At 61.0% G+C, this 16,269-nt stretch carries 13 protein-coding genes; 6 read left to right on the top strand and 7 right to left on the bottom strand.

The features are described 5' to 3' along the window. Positions 1 to 10: 10 nt before the first annotated feature. The 3 genes from ACN9MU_RS19400 to ACN9MU_RS19390 form a co-directional block, all read right to left on the bottom strand. Positions 11 to 1,312 (bottom strand): NCS2 family permease, encoded by a 1,302-nt coding sequence (locus tag ACN9MU_RS19400; protein WP_426162031.1) that lies wholly within the window; start codon positions 1,310 to 1,312, stop codon positions 11 to 13. A gap of 145 nt (positions 1,313 to 1,457) precedes the next feature. Beyond that, a complete protein-coding gene (locus ACN9MU_RS19395; RefSeq protein ID WP_426162029.1) occupies positions 1,458 to 3,209 on the bottom strand; it encodes an allantoate amidohydrolase in 1,752 nt (583 codons plus the stop codon). Positions 3,210 to 3,338: 129 nt separating this feature from the next. Continuing rightward, positions 3,339 to 4,274, bottom strand: coding sequence for a LysR family transcriptional regulator (locus ACN9MU_RS19390; protein ID WP_426172240.1), 936 nt, complete (start codon positions 4,272 to 4,274; stop codon positions 3,339 to 3,341). Positions 4,275 to 4,506: 232 nt separating this feature from the next. Between ACN9MU_RS19390 and ACN9MU_RS19385 the strand changes: the two genes are divergently transcribed. The 4 genes from ACN9MU_RS19385 to ACN9MU_RS19370 all read left to right on the top strand — a co-directional run bounded on the left by ACN9MU_RS19385 (position 4,507) and on the right by ACN9MU_RS19370 (position 9,126). Then, entirely contained in the window at positions 4,507 to 5,841 is a 1,335-nt protein-coding gene (locus ACN9MU_RS19385) for a urate hydroxylase PuuD (RefSeq protein WP_426343310.1), read from the top strand. A 10-nt stretch (positions 5,842 to 5,851) separates the two neighbouring features. Beyond that, positions 5,852 to 7,474 (top strand): HAL/PAL/TAL family ammonia-lyase, encoded by a 1,623-nt coding sequence (locus ACN9MU_RS19380; protein ID WP_426162027.1) that lies wholly within the window; start codon positions 5,852 to 5,854, stop codon positions 7,472 to 7,474. 254 nt (positions 7,475 to 7,728) lie between these two features. Then, entirely contained in the window at positions 7,729 to 8,625 is an 897-nt protein-coding gene (locus ACN9MU_RS19375; RefSeq protein WP_426162026.1) for a hypothetical protein, read from the top strand. Between the two features lie 123 nt (positions 8,626 to 8,748). Beyond that, positions 8,749 to 9,126 carry a DUF3060 domain-containing protein gene (locus ACN9MU_RS19370; RefSeq protein ID WP_426162025.1) on the top strand — a complete coding sequence of 126 codons (378 nt, stop codon included), beginning with the start codon at positions 8,749 to 8,751 and terminating at the stop codon, positions 9,124 to 9,126. Positions 9,127 to 9,154: 28 nt separating this feature from the next. Here the strand turns inward: ACN9MU_RS19370 and ACN9MU_RS19365 are convergent, their stop codons facing one another. From ACN9MU_RS19365 to ACN9MU_RS19355, 3 genes are all read right to left on the bottom strand, one after another. Beyond that, complete coding sequence (locus tag ACN9MU_RS19365; protein WP_426343309.1) at positions 9,155 to 10,531, bottom strand: 8-oxoguanine deaminase; 1,377 nt, start codon at positions 10,529 to 10,531, stop codon at positions 9,155 to 9,157. 112 nt (positions 10,532 to 10,643) lie between these two features. After that, on the bottom strand, positions 10,644 to 11,996 hold the full coding sequence (locus tag ACN9MU_RS19360; RefSeq protein WP_426343308.1) for a nucleobase:cation symporter-2 family protein: 1,353 nt from the start codon (positions 11,994 to 11,996) through the stop codon (positions 10,644 to 10,646). A gap of 113 nt (positions 11,997 to 12,109) precedes the next feature. After that, entirely contained in the window at positions 12,110 to 12,931 is an 822-nt protein-coding gene (locus ACN9MU_RS19355) for an outer envelope protein (protein WP_426343307.1), read from the bottom strand. Between the two features lie 129 nt (positions 12,932 to 13,060). On the opposite strand from ACN9MU_RS19355, the gene uraH reads away from it, so the two are divergent. Together uraH and guaD are read left to right on the top strand one after the other, a co-directional pair. After that, positions 13,061 to 13,414, top strand: coding sequence for a hydroxyisourate hydrolase (uraH, locus tag ACN9MU_RS19350; RefSeq protein WP_426318288.1), 354 nt, complete (start codon positions 13,061 to 13,063; stop codon positions 13,412 to 13,414). Positions 13,415 to 13,423: 9 nt separating this feature from the next. Next, entirely contained in the window at positions 13,424 to 14,725 is a 1,302-nt protein-coding gene (gene guaD / locus ACN9MU_RS19345; RefSeq protein ID WP_426343306.1) for a guanine deaminase, read from the top strand. A 112-nt stretch (positions 14,726 to 14,837) separates the two neighbouring features. Here guaD and pyk read toward each other — a convergent pair whose 3' ends face one another. Beyond that, entirely contained in the window at positions 14,838 to 16,259 is a 1,422-nt protein-coding gene (gene pyk / locus ACN9MU_RS19340; protein WP_426343305.1) for a pyruvate kinase, read from the bottom strand. Positions 16,260 to 16,269: the final 10 nt, after the last annotated feature.

The raw sequence follows: 16,269 nt of genomic DNA, 5'->3' as shown, positions 1-16,269 counted from the left end.
ACTCCTTGCTTCAGCCGGGGATGTAAATCATTTTGAACAGGAACACGCCTGCAACACACCAGATCATTGCGCTGACTTCCTTGTATTTACCGGTCAGCAGTTTCAGGCCGGCGTAGCTGATGAAGCCCAGCGCCAGGCCATTGGCGATCGAATAGGTGAAGGGCATGACCAGTGCGGTGACCACTGCCGGAACGCTTTCGGTGGTTTCGGCCCAATTCACTTCCGCCAGTTCGCGCAGCATCAGGCAGGCGACGAAGAACAGGGCGGGTGCGGTGGCGTAGGCGGGGACCACGCCGGCCAATGGCGCGATGAACAGCGCCGCCAGGAACAGGCAGGCGATGGTGACGGCGGTGAGGCCGGTGCGGCCGCCCGCCTGCACGCCAGCGGCGCTTTCGATGAAGGCGGTGGTGCTGGAAGTGCCCATCACGGAACCGGCGATGATGGCGCCGGAGTCGGCCAGCAGCGCCTTGTTCATGTTCTTTGGCAGCTTGCCGTCTTTCATCAGGCCGGCGCGCTGGGCGACGCCCATCAGGGTGCCGGTGGCGTCGAACAGTTCAACCAGGAAGAACACCATCACGACGGTGAACAGGCCGTGCGACACCGCGCCGACGATGTCCAGCTTCATGGCCGTCGGCTCGATCGATGGCGGCAGCGAGACGATGCCGTTGAAGTGGTTGCCGCCGAAGAAGAAGCTCAGGGCCGTCACGGTCATGATGCCGATCAGCAGGGCGCCGGTGACGCGCAGGCGGTCCAGGGCAACGATCACCAGGAAGCCGATAATTGCCAGTACCGGTGCAGGTTTGTGCAGGTCACCCATGGTGACGAAGGTAGCGGGGCTGGAAACCACGATGCCGGCGTTCTTCAGCGAGATCAGCGCCAGGAACAGGCCCACGCCGGCCGGGATGGCGATGCGCAGCGACGGCGGAATGGCGTTCATGATCTTCTCGCGAATGCGCAGCAGGCTGACGATCATGAAGCAGCAGCCGGAAATGAACACGGCGCCCAGTGCGGCTTGCCACGGGAAGCCCATGCCTTGCACTACGCCGTAAGCGAAATAGGCGTTCAGGCCCATGCCAGGCGCCAGGCCGATAGGGAAGTTGGCATACAGGCCCATGATCAGGGTGCCGACGGCGGCCGCGACACAGGTGGCCACGAAGACCGAGTCCTTGGGCATGCCGGCATCGCCGAGGATCGATGGGTTGACGAAGATGATGTACGCCATCGTCAGGAAGGTTGTAATGCCAGCCAGCACCTCGGTGCGCACGTTGGTGCCGTGCTCGCCGAGCTTGAAATAGTTGTCCAGGAATTGCATTTGGGTTGTCTCCGTTTAGTTTTTAGCGCCCGAAATCCCGCCTCTCCGGGCGGGCAAATATGGCGGCCCTGCGCTGCTTGTTTTAACAATATCGTTGAAGGTCTCCTTTTCGGCTTCTATGCCGGGGCATATTGGCTATCTCGAATTAGCTATAATTGCGCAAAAAGCTCAGCAGGATGCGGGCCGACAGGTCTGCGTCATCGTCCGTCATGGTCTCCAGCGGGTTGTGGCTGATGCCGCCGTTGCCGCAGCGCGTGAACAGCATGGCGACGTCGGTGACGCGCGACATCAGCATGGCGTCGTGGCCGGCGCCGGAGGCGAGGTGGAAGGCAGGGATGCCGTGGCGCTCCACTGCGGCTGCCAACTGCTCCATCAGGCGCGGCGCGCAGGGGGCGCAATCGGCGGCAACGGTTTGTTCAATTTGCCAGGTGATGTGGCGCCTTTCGCACACTTTTTCGATGTGGGCGAGGATGTCGTCCACGGCAGCATCACGCGCTGCATTGTTGGCTGCGCGGATGTCGAGCGACAGGGTACAGGCACCCGGGATGACGTTGGTGGAACCGTTCGGCACCTGCAGCTGGCCGACGGTGCCCACCAGGGCAGAATCCTGGTCCTGTGCGCAGCGCTGTTCCACGTACAGGATGATTTCGGCGGCGGCGGCGGCGGCATCCTTGCGCATCGGCATGGGGGTGGTGCCGGCGTGGCTGGCGACGCCTTTCAGCTCCACCAGGTAGCGCTTGCTGCCGGCGATGGAGGTCACCACGCCGACCGGCAGGCCGCGCTCCAGCAATACCGGGCCTTGTTCGATATGGACTTCGACGAAGCCAAGCAGGTCGGATGGATCGCGGGCGATGTCGGCAATCGCGTTGACGTCATGATCGGCGTCGGTCAGCACGTCGCGCAGCAACTGCCCATCGCGGTCGCGCAAGTCCAGCAGTTTCGGATCGAACTGGCCGATGACGGCGCTGCTGCCGAGGAAGGTGCTCTTGAAGCGCACCCCTTCTTCTTCGGCGAAGCCGATCACCTCGAGGTGGAAGGGCAGGGTTTCGCCGGTTTCATGCAGGTGCTTGACGACGGCGATGGCGGTCAGGATGCCCTGGCGGCCGTCGTACTTGCCGCCGTTGCGCACCGTGTCGTAGTGCGAGCCAGTGAGAAGGGTGCGTGCCTGCGGATCGGTGGACAGGTAGCGGCCCACTACGTTGCCGACCGCGTCAATGTGGGCGTGCATGCCGGCCTCGCGCATCCACTTGGCCAGCTGGTTGGCGGTGCGGCGGTGCACAGGCGTCATGTAGGTGCAGGTGAGGCCTTGCTCGTCCTCGCTGATCGCGCCGATCTCTTCGGCCCATTCCATGATGTCGCGGCCCATGTGCGGCACATAGGACAGCAGGGCGTTCAGGCGCATCTCTGCAATGCGGTGGATCTGGCGCAGCGCCTCGCGCTGTTCGTCGTCGGCCTGGTTGCGCAGCCGGCGGCGAAAGGCGGCAATGATGGCCTGGCGCGACAGGCCTTTGCCGTCGCCGCCCTTGACCGCCAGGATGAAGGGGAAGCCGAATTTGCTGTTGTAGGCGGCGTTCAGCTCCTGCAGCACGGCGAATTCTTCCTTGGTGCAGAGGTTGAGGCCCGCCTTGGCCTGCTCACCGGTGGATTCAGGCGTCAATTCGCCGGCCACGGCGGCTTTGCCGGCAAGCTCCGGGTGGGCGCGGATCAGGCCCAACTGCTCGTCGTCGCTGGCATCCGTGACGACCGTTTGCAGGCCCAGTTTCAGCTCGTCGATGGTGCGGAACGGGCGCTGCGCGGCGGCGCGCTGCGGAATCCATGGGGAATGCTCGTACAGGCCGTGCAGGATCTCGGTAAAAGTCTCTGCGTCGCAGGTATTCAGTCGCTTCAGGCTCGTCATCGTGCTTCGGGCCGCCGCCTGGCGACGGCCCGCTCCAAGTAAGGTGTTCTGGGGAATGGCGAATTGATAATAGAGGCCCGGCGGGCAGGAGATATAACGCTGGGCCGATATCAGCTATCTGGGGCGGTTTTATTTCACCAGCAGGCGGGCGGCTGCGCTGACCTGGGCGCGCAGCCACTTGTGCTCGGTGGCGTGGTGGGCACGCTCGTGCCATAGCTGGTAGAAGCTCAGCGGCGGGAAATCCAGTGGCACCTTGTATGACTTCAGGCCGAGCAGGTTTTCGTAGAAATTGGCGAATTGTTTGCCACTCGTCAAAACCAAATCTGTTTGCTGCACGATGTAGGGCAGCATGCGAAAGTGTGCCGATTCCACAACAATATTGCGCTCCATATCGCGCTCTTCGAGGAAGGAGTCGATGTTGCCGTGGTAGCCGGGCAGTATTTGCGCTGGGGCAACGTGGGGCAGGGTGAGGTACTCCTCGGGCGTCATGCCGTCTTTCGGCGTGCGGCGGGCGTAGGCGCTGTTGGCGCGCATCAGGCACACGATCGGGTCGTCGAACAGCTTGGAGATGTGCAGGTGCTGGGGCGGCTCGTCCCAGTTGCCGACCACCAGGTCCAGGTCGCCATCCGACAACAAGCGCACGTAATCGATGTCCGGTCCCAGCGAGTGGATCACCAGGCGGCTGCGCGGCGATTCGCGGCGCAGGCGGGCAATCACCTCGGTGAAGAACTGGGTGTTCATGTAGTCCGGCGCGGCGATATGGAAGGTGCGCGCTTCGTCCTGCGGCACAAACGCAGTCTTTGGGCTGAACAGGCTTTCGGTTTCGTCGAGGATGCGCTTGGCGGTCTTCAACAGGCTTTCGCCGTGTTGCGTCGGCACCATGCCGCGGCCGCCGCGCACCAGCAGCGGGTCGCCGGTCAGGTCGCGCAATTTGCGCAGCGAGCCGGAAATAGAGGGCTGCGGCTGGTTCAGTTTAAGCGCCACCCGCGATACGTTTTTCTCCACCAGCAGCAGGTACAGAATACGGATCAGGTGGATGTCTAAGTGTTCTGGCAATCTGGACATCATGGTCTCCGAATATTATTTATTTGGATTTATCCATGAGAGGTTCGCACCTTCCGGGGCACGAAACTATATCTCCAGGACTATGCGAGTTATATAGCAAATGGAAGGTCTCCCGCGCCAGCAACCGATATCGTTCCATCCACGCAGGTCGTAGCGGCGGCGATATAACGACCGTTTGGTTCACCTGAAGTGCCCGCCAGAGGCAGGTGAACGGACTGAATGGATAAAAATCATGGAGACTTTATTCGGCCCTTACGGGGTGGAATGGCTTAACTTGCTGGTTCGCTGGCTGCACCTGATCACAGGTATCGCCTGGATCGGCGCCTCGTTTTACTTCGTATGGCTTGACAACTCGATCCGTCCCCCCAAGCCTGGCAGTCCGCTTGCCAAGAAGGGCGTGATGGGCGAGCTGTGGGCCGTGCACGGCGGCGGCTTCTATAACCCCCAAAAATACCTGGTAGCGCCGGATGAACTGCCGGAAGACCTGCACTGGTTCAAATGGGAAGCCTACGCCACCTGGCTGAGCGGCTTCGCCATGCTGTTCATCGTCTACTACTTCAATGCTTCGGCGATGATGATCGATAAGAATGTGGCGGACCTGACCTCCCTGCAGGCAGTGGCCGTTGGCATAGGCACGCTGGCGGGAGGCTGGCTGGTGTACGACACCCTGTGCAAGACCGCGCTGGCTGAAAAGCCTGCCGTGCTGGGCACCGTGATGTTCGTGCTGATTGTCGGCGCAGCATATGTGCTGACCCATACCCTGAGCGGCCGCGCAGCCTACATCCACGTTGGCGCGATGATCGGCACCATGATGGTCGGTAACGTGCTGTTCGTGATCATTCCTGGCCAGCGCAAGCTGGTGGATGCGATGGCCAAGGGCGAGTCGCCTGATCCGATCTACGGCAAGCGCGCCAAGGTGCGTTCGGTCCACAACAACTACTTCACCTTGCCTGTGCTGCTGATCATGATCAGCAACCACTACGCCATGACCTACAGCCACGCATACAGCTGGCTGGTGCTGGCCGCCATCATGGCTGCTGGTGTGCTGATTCGCCACTTCTTCAACCTGCGCCATGCGGGCAAGGTTTCGCCTGCGTTCCCGATCGCGGGCGTGATCCTGCTGGCGGGCGTGGCTGTGGCGATCGCGCCGGCGCCGCGCAAGGCAGTTGCCGCGCCGGCGACCGTGGCCGCTGCGGTGGATGCCGATGGCCACGCCGCGCCAGCCGCCGCTGCCGCACCGGCGACCGTGGCCGCTGCGGTGGATGCCGATGGCCACGCCGCGCCAGCCGCCGCTGCCGCACCGGCCGCCCAGGCCAGCCTGTCCAGCGTTCAGCAAGTGGTGACGCAGCGCTGCGCCTCGTGCCACTCCGCGACCCCGACCCAGGCGGGTTTCGCATCAGCCCCGGGCGGCGTGATGCTCGATACCGAGGCCCAGGTTAAACAGCACGCCGCCAAGATTTACCAGCGCGCCGTGCAGAACAAGGATATGCCGCTGGCGAACATGACCCATATGACCGACGCCGAACGCCAGTTGATCGGTACCTGGTTCGAAACCAGCGCAAATTAAAGGAAGAGAAATGAGCAACGTAACTATCGACGGCTTCAACCTGACTGCCGAAGAAGTCCTGGCCGTGGCGCGCAACGGCGCCAAAGTCGAGCTGTCCGCCACTTCGCGCGCGGCGCTGAAGGAAAGCCGCGACTACATCGAATCCACCTGGATGCACGACGAAGCGCCGATGATGTACAGCTTCAATACCGGCGTTGGCCTGCTGAAAGATACGCGTATCAAGGTCGAACACATTGAACTGTTCCAGACGCAGTTGATCAAGGCCCATAGCGGCGGCATCGGCGAACCGTTTTCGGAAGAAGTGAGCCGCGCCACCATGCTGCTGCGCGCAAACGCCTTCGCCAGCAACTACTCGGCGCCGCGAGTGGAAGTAGTGGACCGCCTGCTGGCCTTCATCAACGCCGGCATCCATCCAGTCATGCCGCAGAAAGGGTCCGTAGGCGCATCCGGCGACCTGGCACCGCTGGCTTACCTGGCAGCAGCCATCGCCGGCTTCGATGAGGCGGAAGTGATGTACAAGGGCCAGCGCATGCCTGCTGCCGAAGCGATTACGCGCGCCGAAGTCGGCCCGGTAAAGTTCGATCTCAAGGCCAAGGATGCCTCGGCACTGATCAACGGCTGCACCGCCTCGCTGGCCGTAGCCGTGCTGGCGGCGAAGGACGCGCGCGACCTGCTGACTGATGCCTGCCTGTCGCTGGGCCTGACGCTGGAGGCCATGCGTGCGGAAATGTCGGCTTTCGACCCGCGCATCCAGCAGGCGCGCCCGCATCCCGGGCAGATCAAGACTGCATCGGTCGTGCGCAAGCTGCTGAAGGGGTCCACCCGCACCACGCATGAGGCACGTGCCGTCCAGTTTCCCGACGAACTGCGACGCACCGACATTCCCTACACCCCGCGTATCCAGGACGTGTACTCATTGCGCTGTACGCCGCAAGTCTACGGTCCCGTGTTCGATGCGCTGGACTACATTGACACCATTGTAAAGAACGAGATCAATTCGGCCACCGATAATCCTCTGATTTTCGGCAAGGATGGCGGCGGCTTCGAGATCATCTCGGGCGGTAATTTCCACGGCCAGTACCTGGCGCAGGCAATGGATTTGCTGGCCATGGCGGTCACGGACCTGGGCAGCATCTGTGAGCGCCGCGTGGCGCGCCTGATTGATCCAACTCTGTCTTGGGGCCTGCCGCGCAACCTGATGTCGGGCCTGCGCGGCGTGAACACCGGCTATCCGGTGGTGCAATGCTCGCTCAGCTCCCTGGTGATGGAGAACCGCACGTTGTCGATGCCGGGCAGCGTGGATTCCATCCCATCCAAGGCCAACAGCGAAGACCACATCTCCAACTCCACCTGGTGCGCACGCAAGGCCCACACCGTGGTGCAGAACACGCAATACATCGTGGGCGTGGAAATGCTGCTGGCCGCACAGGCGCTGACCATGACCGAGAACCTGCTGCCAGGCTTCAAGCTGGGCGAGGGCACGCAAGCGGCTTATGACGAGATCCGCAAGCAGATCCCGGCTTGCCTGGATGGTGACCGCTGGTTCCACAACGATATCCAGGTGGCGCACAGCTTTGTGACCAGTGGCTCGGTACGTGAGGCAGTGAGTGCAAGGGTCGGTGAATTCATTTAAACCTCGCTGACTTAAAAAATGAAGATGGCCCGCGAGGGCCATTTTCATTGGAGCCGACCTGGCTTGTTTTCAAAATTGCAAGATGGTAAGCTGCGAAAAGTTCCGGAGCGAGTCAAGAAATGAACAGGTCCTTTTCGTTGGCATCGGCAATCACCGCAGTGACCATATATGCGTCCGCGACGACTCATTGTTCTGCGGCGCTTCCCCTGTGCGGAAGCATTTCGACTGATGCGAAAAAGGTATCACTCGCCTCCATGGATATCAAAACGCAGGTCTATTTTACGCACCGTGAAGGGTCGCTCTTCAAATCAGACTTGGCAAACCAGAGTAGCAAGCGCCTGGCTGAACATGAATTTGCGAACGGCGTGAACATGACGCAATCTCCGGATGGCCGCTGGCTAAGCTATCTGGGAGTGCGTGCTGGGGGAACGAGAATGCAGTATTGGCTGCTTGACCGGCATGCCAATTCCAACCGCCTCGTCTACGAACAGCCCTCGCTGGGAGCGTCTTCCCCCTCATTCTCACCGGACAGCAAGTACCTCGTCATCGGGGTATCTGCTGGCCTCTTCCTTTTCGATACAGCGACACTGAAGCGGACGAAATTGACGCTGCCGGTTTCCATTCCGGTAAAAGAAATAATGACATTGACCAGATGGTCAAAAGACAGCACCGAGTTGCTGATTCTGGTGCGCAGCAACCTTCATAATGGACATGAAGTCCCGTTTGAGTTCCTCTCTTATCGGCCGGCGTCGAACTCGTTCGAGAAACTCGCCGCCAAGTACGAATCGAACAGCGGACATTCGTTCATACGAAACGGTCGGGAGATTCCCTCTTTCGAGGATCTGATCCCGCGCTCATCTTATGCACCCAAAGCGGAAAGTTCTCGAGGTGGGACATGGCACGCGTTTGTCGAAAACAAAGCTGATTCAGAACCGCATGTGCTCAAACTTCGGAACCGCAATGGCAAGATCAAGACAGTCGCCAGCATACTGGGTGCCAGCTGTGGACGGATGCTCATCTCCGGCTGGCTTGATGAAGACCATCTCGTTATCAGGCACGGTTTCAATGAATTCCTCGTAATTGAAGCGAGCAGCGGCGATATCGCGGAGCTTCCCGAGGAGTTGAAAGCCTCCGAGAAATTTACCTGGTAACTTGAGTTTCGCCCTGATCCGGTGGCGCAGGACATTGCCACTTTCGGTATCGTTTTCTATTGTACGCGCCGGTATCCAGCATTTCCATAGAATTACATTTTTCATAATTTATTGAGAGTTTGTATGATTCGGAAAATGCTTAAAATCACAGCTTCCACCGTTGTGTTGATCTCAATGTCCAATGCTTGCGCACAGGAAGATGCGGTCGGCGAGGTTGAGGTGACCGATACGCTGATCAGCATCAGCGGCAGTGGCCATCAGCGTACGTTTGCTTGCGATGGACGGAAACTCGAGGTCGTCGGTACGGGGCATGTCGTGACCACCACTGGGGTGTGCAGCGAGGTTGAGATCCTGGGCGTCGGCAACGTTGTCAATACCGAGGTGAAGCCCAAAGGGCGTCTCAGCATCACTGGTACAGATCACACAGTCCGTTGGAAATCCGAAGGCAAGATTGCGCAAAGCGTCACCGGGACCGGGCACCGGATCAGCCGCGTCAAATAGCCGGGATTCCCTGCCGCCCGGCCGTCGTTCATGCGATCCTTCGCGTTCCTGCCGCCAAGGCCAGGTTGGCTGCCAAATGGTTATGACGTTCGATCACCAATGGCAGGTCGATCGTCTGCAAGATCCCGTTTTTCACTACGAGCTTTCCGTTGATGATGCTGTAATTAACATTTGCCGGGGTGCAGAAAACGAGTGCCGCTACCGGGTCGTGCAGGGCGCCGGCAAAGCTTGGCTGGTTCAGCTTGAACATGACGATATCTGCGGACATGCCGGGCTTGAGGGCGCCGATATCGTCGCGGTTCAGGACTTTGGCGCCGCCCAGAGTCGCCAGCTCCAGCGCCTGGCGGGCAGTCATCGCGTCCGGGCCAAAGCCGACCCGTTGCAGCAGCATGGCCTGGCGCACTTCCCCCAGCATATGGGCGCCGTCGTTTGATGCGGAGCCATCGACGCCCAGGCCAACCGGCACACCGGCATCGACCATTTTGCGGATCGGGGCGATGCCTGAGGCCAGGCGCATGTTGGAGCATGGGCAGTGCGCGACACCAGTGCCAGTCTTTGCGAACATGTAGACGCCTTCGTCATCAAGCTGGACGCAGTGCGCGTGCCAGACGTCATGGCCTACCCAGCCGCAGTCTTCGGCGTATTCGGCCGGAGTCATGTTGAACTTCTCGCGGCTGTACGCAATGTCATTGACGTTTTCTGCCAGGTGGGTGTGCATTGATACGCCGTGGCTGCGTGCAAGTGCAGCGGCCTCCTTCATCAGGTCGCGCGAGACTGAGAACGGTGAGCAGGGCGCCACGACGATGCGCTGCATGGCGTGGCGCGCGGCGTCATGGTAGGTTTCGATCAGGCGTTGCGTGTCGCGCAGGATCGCTCTTTCATCCTCGACTACACTGTCGGGCGGCAGGCCGCCTTTTGACTGGCCCACGCTCATTGAGCCGCGCGCGGCGTGGAAGCGCATGCCGATTTTTGCGGCGGCTTCGATGCTGTCGTCCAGCCTGCAGTCGTTCGGGTAGATGTACAGGTGGTCGCTGCTGGTAGTGCAGCCGGACAGGATCAGCTCCGACATGGCGGTCAACGTCGACACGTGCACCATTTCGCTATCCAGGTTGGCCCAGATCGGGTACAGGTTGGTCAGCCAGTCAAACAGCTCGCCGTTCTGCGCCGCAGGGATGGCGCGCGTCAGGCTTTGGTACATGTGGTGGTGGGTGTTGACCAGGCCTGGAATCACTACGTGGCCGGAGGCGTCAATGATTTCGTCTGCCGATTGCGGTAGTTCGGAAGTTGGGCCTACCTGTTCGATCACGTTGCCGCGTACGTAGATTGCGCCGTTGTCGATTTCGCGGCGTTGTTCGTCCATGGTGACAACTACGCGCGCATTCTTGATCAGGAGAGTTTTGCTCATTCAATTTTTCTCGAAATGATTAAACACTGCGGAAACAATGCGCGGGGCAATGCGGAAACAATGTCAGGGAACGGTCCGGTCCCGTCACGTGCCGGTGCAGGACCGCGGGAGTTTAGCCGACTTTGGGAATCAGCATCGGCTGCGGTACGTCATCTTCTTCATCCTCGTCATGTTCGGCTACCGGTCGGTCCGGCAGCACCAGGTTCAGCACGACGGCCACGATGGCGGCGGTCGAGATGCCAGAGCCGAAAATTTCGTGCACGAAGGCAGGCAGCTTGGACAACAGTTCGGGCCGGACCGATACCGCCAGACCGCAGCCAACCGAAACTGCGATGAGCAGTCCGGTGCGCTTGTCATGTTCCACGTTGGACAGCATCTGGACGCCGGCCGCAATAATCATTGCAAACATCATCAGGCCGGCGCCGCCCAACACCGGCTGCGGGATGGTCACGACGACTGCGCCGAGCACAGGGAACAAGCCGGCCGCCGCCAGGAACACGCCGGTCAACGCCACCACATAGCGGCTGGCAACGCCGGTCAGCGAGATGACCCCGACGTTCTGTGCGAAGGTCGAAACCGGTGGAGCGCCCAGCACGGACACGAAGGCCGAACCCAGACCGTCGCACAGCGCGCCGCGGCACAGCAGCTTGCCCTTCATCTTGGTATTGGTCGCTGAGCCTAGCGCCATGAAGGTGCCCGTGGTTTCGACGATGGTCACGACGTAAGCCAGTGCCATTGCCAGGATGCCGCTCAGCGGAAAGCTCATGCCGAAGTACAGCGGCAGGGGAACCGCGAACACCGCGGCTTTCTGGACGGCCGAAAAATCCACCAGCCCGAGGCCCAGGCAAACGCAATAGCCGATCACGATGCCAATCACCACCGCGGCTGCGGAAACGATGCCTTTGCCGAATTGCACAAGGGCGATCACGGTCGCCAGCACGAACAGGGCAATGCCGAGGTTGGTCGGATCGCCGTAGTTCGCCCCCGCGTTCTTGCCGCCGGCGGCCCAGTCCACTGCGACAGGAACGAGCGACAGGCCGATCATGGTGACGACGACTGCTGTCACCTGGTGCGGGAACAGCTTGCGGATCTGCGGCATGAAGAAGCTGCCGAGGATCATGATCGCCGAGCCGGCGAGGGAGGAGCCGAGGATGCCTGGCACGCCGTGCTCCAGGCCCACGCTGATGGCGGCGCCGACGAAGGCGAAGCTCGTGCCCATCACGCAGGGCAGGCGGATGCCGACCCGGCCTACACCGATGCACTGAATGGTGGTGACGATGCCGGAGCCGAGGAGGGCGGCGTTGACCAGGGCAACTATCTGGTCGGCGGGAAGTTTCAGGACTGCGCCGACCACCAGCGGGACGGCGATGATGCCGCCCAGGGCTGCCAGCATGTGCTGGGCGGCGAGGAGGGCAGTTGTGATTGGCGGTGGACGGTCGTCCACTTGGTATAGCAGGTTGTTCATGGTGTCTCCGTTATAGGATTTTTGTCTGAACTACTTTTTCCGGTGCTATCCGGCATGCCGCTGCGGGTCAGCTTAGGGGACGGCTGGAAGGCCAAGCCGTGCCCTTGAATCAATCAGAAATGGTACTCCGCGCGGATCATCGGGGTTTTTGCCGTGCTGCCGGGGATATTATGCGGATTCCCGAACTTGTTGCGCCAGTATTGGTATTCCAGGCCGACTTTGAAGCTGTTTGGCTTTGCGCCCACATGGCCGCTCAGGTCATACATCACCTGCGCGTCGATGTTCACCTCTGGAGAAGTCTGGCCGCCGAATTCGTCCTTGCCCTTGTTGCCGATCCAGTTGCCATAGCCTTCAAAGCTGAAGCCCGATCCGAGAGGAATGCCCCAGGCGGCGTTCAGCATGGCGTGCGTGTCGTATTTGTAGCGCTTGGCGACGCCCAGCGGCTGGTTGCTCTCCCACATGCCGAGCAGGCTCACATTCAGGAAGCCCGGCACGTCCAGCATCAGGGTTGGGCCGGCCACGATCATGCGCTTGCGCGAGTTGTAGCTGTCGTCGTTCTTGGTGTTCCAATCGAAGCCCGCGGTGATGCCTACGCCACGTACCGGACCGAGTTTGAGGTCCTTGCCGCTTACTTTGCCCAGGTCCAGGGTGTGGCGGTACAACAGGTAGGCTTCGTGGGCGTTGTTGTCTTTGCCGTCGGAACGCAGGAAATCCAGGTTCATGTAGTTGCCGCCGTATTTGTAGCCGTCGACATAGGTCCAGTTCAGGATCTGCTTGTTGATGTCGTTCGGGTTGTACGGTTCTGCGAATTTGCTGCCGTAGCGGTAGCCAATCGAGGTGTCGCTCCAGTCGGCGGCGCTGGCTTGCTGCGCGCCCATCGCCAAGGCCAGGACAGCGATGGTGCCCGCTGCCGCTATGCGTAATGCTTGCTGCATGGTGTCTCCTGTATTTTTTGATATGGAGACCCGATTATGTCCGTGCACGTCATGGTTGATATTCACCACCGTGTATATTTCGCAATGGCCCGACGTATATGATTTTCTTCATTCACAAGAGGAGACCATATGGGCAAACTGAGTACACACGTCCTGGATATCACGCAGGGCAAGCCTGGCGCGGGCGTAAAAGTGAAGCTTTTCCGCGTTGAGGAGAACACAAAAGTGTTGTTGAAGACCGACACCACCAACCAGGACGGTCGTTGCGAAACGCCTTTGCTGACTGGCGGCGAGGTCGTTGCGGGCAAATACGAACTGGTTTTTGCTGCCGGCGACTATTTTGCGGCGCAAGGCGTGGCATTGCCGGAGCCGCGCTTCGTCGACGAGGTGGTCATCGCATTCGGCATTGCGGACGCCGATGCGAACTACCACGTGCCTATCGTGGTGTCGCCTTGGGCATATTCGACGTACCGCGGCAGCTAGGAAAGCGCGATGACTACTTTGAAAGCTTTCCGCGCCAGCGTCCTGCATTTCACGGCCGATCCTGCCTTCCATGCCGATGCGCACGCTTGGCACGAGGACGGACTGCTGGTGACTAGCGACGGCCGCGTGCAGGCGGCCGGCGACTACGCGCGGCTGAAAGACACGCTGCCGCCCGATACCCAGGTGCGCGACTACCGCGGCAAGATCATCATGCCGGGTTTTATCGACACCCATATCCACTACCCGCAGACGGACATGATCGCGTCGCCGGCGCCGGGGCTCTTGCCTTGGCTGGATACCTACACCTTTCCCACGGAGCGCCAGTTCAAAGATCCGGCGCACGCGGGCGAAGTGGCCGACTTCTTCGTCAAGGAATTGCTTCGTTGCGGCACCACTACAGCCATGGTGTATTGCACGGTGCATCCGGAATCGGTCGACGCGTTCTTTGGCGCGGCTGAAGCTCGCAACCTGCGCATGGCTGCCGGCAAGGTGATGATGGACCGCCATTGTCCGGACTTCCTGAAGGATACGGCAGAAACCGGTGCGCGCGAAAGCGAGGAACTGATTCATCGCTGGCATAACAAGGGCCGCAATATGTACGCCCTCACGCCACGCTTTGCGCCGACTTCCACCGAAGCACAGATGCATATGTGCGGCGAGCTGGCGCGCGCCTATCCGGATACTTACGTCCAGACGCACGTGGCGGAAAACACGGACGAGGTGGCGTGGGTCAAGTCACTGTTCCCGGAAGCGCGCAGCTACCTGGACGTGTACGACAAATACGGCCTGCTGCGCCCGCGTTCGATATACGCGCATTGCATCTGGCTCGATAACGAAGATCGAGCGCGCATGGCCGCCACTGGTGCGGCCGTGTCGATGTGTGCCACGTCCAACCTGTTCCTAGGCAGCGGCTTGTTCGATTTTGCTGCGGCCGACAAGCAGAACGTGGCATTGTCGCTGGCAACCGACGTTGGCGGCGGGACTTCGTTCTCGATGCTGCAAACCATGAACGAAACCTATAAGGTCGCGCGCATGGGCGGGACCTATCTGCCGGCGCTGCGCATGTTCTACATGGCGACGCTGGGCGGTGCGCGCAGCATGCAGCTGGAAGGTACGGTGGGCAATTTCGTTGCCGGCGCCGAGGCCGACTTCATCGTGGTCGATCCGAAGGCCACGCCGTTGCTGGAGCGCCGCTCCACGCGCTGCGACAGCCTGGAGGAATTGCTGTTTGCGCTGGCGTTGCTCGGGGATGATCGGGCGATTGCGGCAACTTACGCAGCTGGTGCAAAAGTCCATCAGCGCGGCGAGTAAAACCGGTAGGGCAGGGTCAGATCCAAGGGTTTGACCCGTTTTTCATACGCCACAAATAAAAAGACGCCGGTTGGAGGACCGGCGTTAAAAGAGAAAGTCTGTACGTTGCTGTCTATTGCGGCCAAATCTCCGCCAGACGCAGGAGGTTGGTGCTACCGGGTTGGCCGAATGGGGTGCCGGCAGCGATGGCGATCTGGTCGCCTGCCTTTACGAATCCTTCCCGCAGTGCGGTGCGGCATGCGGCTGCAACCATTTCATCGACGCTGTTCACGTCCTGGCTTACGGTGCTGTGCACGCCCCAGGCGAGTGCCAGGCGGCGCGCGGTTTCCGGCTTGGGTGTGATGCTGACTATCGGCGCCATCGGGCGTTCGCGCGCGGTGCGCAGGCTGCTGTGACCCGAAGTGGTGTAGGCCACCATGGCTTTCGCGCCCATGATCCGCGCGGCGTCGCGCATTGCGGCGCTGATGGCGTCACCTTTGTTTGGTAGTGGCGCCTGGTGCTGGGCCTCGATCACGGCGGGATACAGCGGGTCGCGCTCGACCTCGGAGATGATGCGGTCCATGATCGATACTGCCTGCACAGGGTATGCGCCGCTGGCCGATTCGGCGGATAGCATCACGGCATCGGCGCCTTCATACACGGCGTTGGCGACATCGGAGGCTTCGGCGCGGGTTGGCACCGGTGCGCTGACCATGGATTCCAGCATCTGGGTGGCGACGACCACCGGCTTGCCGTGCTTGCGGCACAGGCGCACGATGCGTTTCTGTACACCCGGCACGCGCTCAGGGGGCAGCTCGACACCGAGGTCGCCGCGCGCCACCATGATCGCATCCGACACACTGACAATTTCTTCCAGCCGGTCCAGGGCGGCAGGCTTTTCCAGCTTGGACAGCACGCCGGCGCGCCCCTGAACCAGTTCCTTGGTCTGCACCACATCTTCCGGCAGCTGGACGAAGGACAGGGCGATCCAGTCCACGCCCAGCCCCAATGCGAATTCGAGGTCGGCTTTATCCTTGGCGGTCAGCGCAGGGATAGGCAGCACGGCATCCGGCACGTTCACGCCCTTGCGGTCCGATAGCACGCCGCCCGTCACTACGCGGGTGCGTATGGTGTCGGTGTCGCTGGCCAAGACTTCGAGGCGGATGCGGCCATCGTCCAGCAGCAGGGATTGGCCGGCGCTGACGGCTGCGAAAAGCTCGGGGTGCGGCAGGCGAACGCGCGATGCGCTGCCCGGAGCGGGCGCCTGGTCCAGCTGGAATTCGGCGCCGGCGTTCAGCGTGACCTTGCCCCCTTCGAACTGGCCAATGCGCAGCTTAGGCCCTTGCAGGTCGGCCAGGATGGCGATCGGTCGGCCCAGTTCTTTTTCGATTGTACGCACGATGCCGTGGCGGGCCTGGTGGTCGGTGTGGCTGCCGTGGCTGAAATTGAAGCGGAAGACGTCGGCGCCCGCCTCGAACAGCGCCTTGATGGTGGCGTATTCGCTGCTTGCGGGGCCGAGGGTTGCTACGATTTTTGCTTTGCGTTCGCGACGCATATGGGTGTCT

It is taken from the genome of Pseudoduganella sp. R-32, from assembly GCF_049913245.1.
Lineage (GTDB): Bacteria > Pseudomonadota > Gammaproteobacteria > Burkholderiales > Burkholderiaceae_D > Rugamonas.
Note: the sequence above shows the minus strand (reverse complement) of the source record. Positions and strands in the feature narration are given on the sequence as shown.

Excerpts from the sequence above, each read along its gene's own strand:
- ACN9MU_RS19385 (WP_426343310.1), top strand. The coding sequence starts at position 4,507 with ATGGAGACTTTATTCGGCCCTTACGGGGTGGAATGGCTTAACTTGCTG.
- ACN9MU_RS19355 (WP_426343307.1), bottom strand. The coding sequence starts at position 12,931 with ATGCAGCAAGCATTACGCATAGCGGCAGCGGGCACCATCGCTGTCCTG.
- ACN9MU_RS19400 (WP_426162031.1), bottom strand. The coding sequence starts at position 1,312 with ATGCAATTCCTGGACAACTATTTCAAGCTCGGCGAGCACGGCACCAAC.
- ACN9MU_RS19380 (WP_426162027.1), top strand. The coding sequence starts at position 5,852 with ATGAGCAACGTAACTATCGACGGCTTCAACCTGACTGCCGAAGAAGTC.
- pyk (WP_426343305.1), bottom strand. The coding sequence starts at position 16,259 with ATGCGTCGCGAACGCAAAGCAAAAATCGTAGCAACCCTCGGCCCCGCA.
- ACN9MU_RS19375 (WP_426162026.1), top strand. The coding sequence starts at position 7,729 with ATGGATATCAAAACGCAGGTCTATTTTACGCACCGTGAAGGGTCGCTC.
- ACN9MU_RS19370 (WP_426162025.1), top strand. The coding sequence starts at position 8,749 with ATGATTCGGAAAATGCTTAAAATCACAGCTTCCACCGTTGTGTTGATC.
- ACN9MU_RS19395 (WP_426162029.1), bottom strand. The coding sequence starts at position 3,209 with ATGACGAGCCTGAAGCGACTGAATACCTGCGACGCAGAGACTTTTACC.
- uraH (WP_426318288.1), top strand. The coding sequence starts at position 13,061 with ATGGGCAAACTGAGTACACACGTCCTGGATATCACGCAGGGCAAGCCT.
- ACN9MU_RS19365 (WP_426343309.1), bottom strand. The coding sequence starts at position 10,531 with ATGAGCAAAACTCTCCTGATCAAGAATGCGCGCGTAGTTGTCACCATG.
- ACN9MU_RS19390 (WP_426172240.1), bottom strand. The coding sequence starts at position 4,274 with ATGTCCAGATTGCCAGAACACTTAGACATCCACCTGATCCGTATTCTG.
- guaD (WP_426343306.1), top strand. The coding sequence starts at position 13,424 with ATGACTACTTTGAAAGCTTTCCGCGCCAGCGTCCTGCATTTCACGGCC.
- ACN9MU_RS19360 (WP_426343308.1), bottom strand. The coding sequence starts at position 11,996 with ATGAACAACCTGCTATACCAAGTGGACGACCGTCCACCGCCAATCACA.